This is a genomic window from Methylocucumis oryzae (assembly GCF_000963695.1).
Classification (GTDB): domain Bacteria; phylum Pseudomonadota; class Gammaproteobacteria; order Methylococcales; family Methylomonadaceae; genus Methylovulum; species Methylovulum oryzae.
The window spans coordinates 1-1,995 of record NZ_LAJX01000311.1 but is presented as its reverse complement, the minus strand read 5'-3'; the positions used below and the strand labels follow the sequence as shown (position 1 = coordinate 1,995).

At 43.7% G+C, this 1,995-nt stretch carries 2 protein-coding genes; both read left to right on the top strand.

Annotated features, from left to right (window positions below; genetic code table 11):
* Positions 1-121 precede the first annotated feature (121 nt).
* Complete coding sequence (locus VZ94_RS20785; RefSeq protein ID WP_045780704.1) at positions 122-787, top strand: cobalamin B12-binding domain-containing protein; 666 nt, start codon at positions 122-124, stop codon at positions 785-787.
* Positions 784-1,821, top strand: coding sequence for a uroporphyrinogen decarboxylase family protein (locus VZ94_RS20780; protein ID WP_045780703.1), 1,038 nt, complete (start codon positions 784-786; stop codon positions 1,819-1,821). Before VZ94_RS20785 ends, VZ94_RS20780 begins: the two co-directional genes overlap by 4 nt.
* Positions 1,822-1,995: the final 174 nt, after the last annotated feature.

Here is a 1,995-nt window from a genome sequence, read left to right as displayed (position 1 = left end):
CCGTAAATACATCCCTGTAGGCTTGGTGGCAGCATCCCTGCTGCCAACACCTGCACCCTAAATACCCTGTCCCTACTAAAGTGAGTAGCCTATAAATTCATATTACTTATAGGGATTAACAATGTTGGACGCCATCAAAGCTTATAACGAGGCTGTGTTAGATACAGATAGAGCGCGAGCGTTTCAAGTTGTCATGGATGCTATTGATAGAGGCGTCAGTCCTGAAGACATTGTGTTTAATGTCGTTATCCCAGCGTTAGATTTAATGGTTAAAGCGATAGACCAAGGATTTGACACCAATCTGGCCCAACATTTTATGACTTCTCAAATTGCGGCGGATGTTACTGAAAAAATGCTGCAATTATTCAAAACACCACCAGAAATTGTTGGTCGAGTCGTTATTGGCACCGCTGCCGGTGACTTACACACCTTAGGCAAAAGAATCGTTATTGGTTGCTTAAAAGCTCAAATGATTGACGTCATTGATTTAGGCGTCAATGTTTCGGCAGAAAAGTTTGTTGCAGAAGCCGTTAGCAAAGAAGCGCAAGTGATTGGTGTTTCAGCGATGATGGTACATACGGCGCGCAGTGAAAAAGGTGCGATTAAGGTTAGGAAATTGCTACATGAACAAGGCTTAGAAAGCAAAATTAAGCTTGTCGTAGGTGGTGCGCCGTTTCGCTATGATACGGAATTATATTCGTTAGTTGGGGCTGATGCGTGGGCAGAGAATGGCGTATCAGCATTAAAAGTATTCATGGATTGTATTAACGAGGTAAAACAACAATGACCACCAGTATGGAAAGATTAGCCGCAGCGGCTAATGGCCATATCATCGACCATATTCCGGTTTTTTGTAATCTTCTCGACCAAGGTGCCCGCGAGTTAGGCATGTCGATTGAACAGTATTTTTCTAATGGCGAATATGTCGCTACCGCTCAACTCAAAATGTTAGAAAAATTTGGTCATGATAATGTATGGAGCTTATTTTACGTGGGTAGAGAAGCGGAATTATTAGGCTGTAACAAGATTTGTTATGCTGATGATGGCCCACCTAATGTCGAAGATTTTATTATTCAATCCTATGACGATATTGCAAAGCTTGATATTCCAGCCGACATCGCAAGCCAGCCTAAGTTTGCAGAAATAGCTAAGTGTTTAGCCATATTAAAGCGAGAAGTCGGCGGTAAAGTGCCTATTTGCGCTTATGTAACAGCCTCTATGTCATTGCCAGCTATTTTGATGGGGATGGAAAAGTGGATGGAATTGTTGATGTTAGGCCCTGCCGACGTGCGTGATTTGCTGTTAGAAAAATGCTCGACTTTTTTTAGACGTGAATTAGCGGCTTATCGTAATGCTGGCGCGGATATTATTATCTATGCCGACCCGTATGGTTCTACCGATATTATTCCAATGAAATTATTTCAGAACTTATCGCTAACTTGGATGCAGCGCGACTTAGCAGGGCTTGATTTAACAGGACTCGTCTATTATGTCGGCGCAGCTCGACTTAATAGTGTATTGGAATTGGTTATTCAGCGCTTAGGTTTTCAAACTTATTATCCAAGCCCTTTAGAAGAGGTGACGGACTCTATGCAGATTATTAATGGGCGAGGTTTATGTGCCGGCGTCATTAATGATATTCGGCTATTAGATTGGACGCCTGAGCAAGTGCGCATGGAAGTGCAGCGCATTGTTACATCAGGCTTAAGCAAAGGTAATAAGTTTTTTTTCGGTACGGTTCTGATGCCTTATGGCATTCCTGAGCAAAATATCGTGGCTATGGTAAATGCAGCAAAAGAATTTGGACGTGCCAGCGTTTAATGGGTATGACGGCTATCAACGTAGGGCGGGACAGGGTATTCAGGGTGCATATCGCCAAGGATGGCGTGTAGTAGAGCAACGCAGGAGCAGTTGCCGAGGACGCCGTAAATACATCCCTGTAGGCTTGTTGGCAGCATCCCTGCTGCCAACACCTGCACCYTAAACACCCTGTCC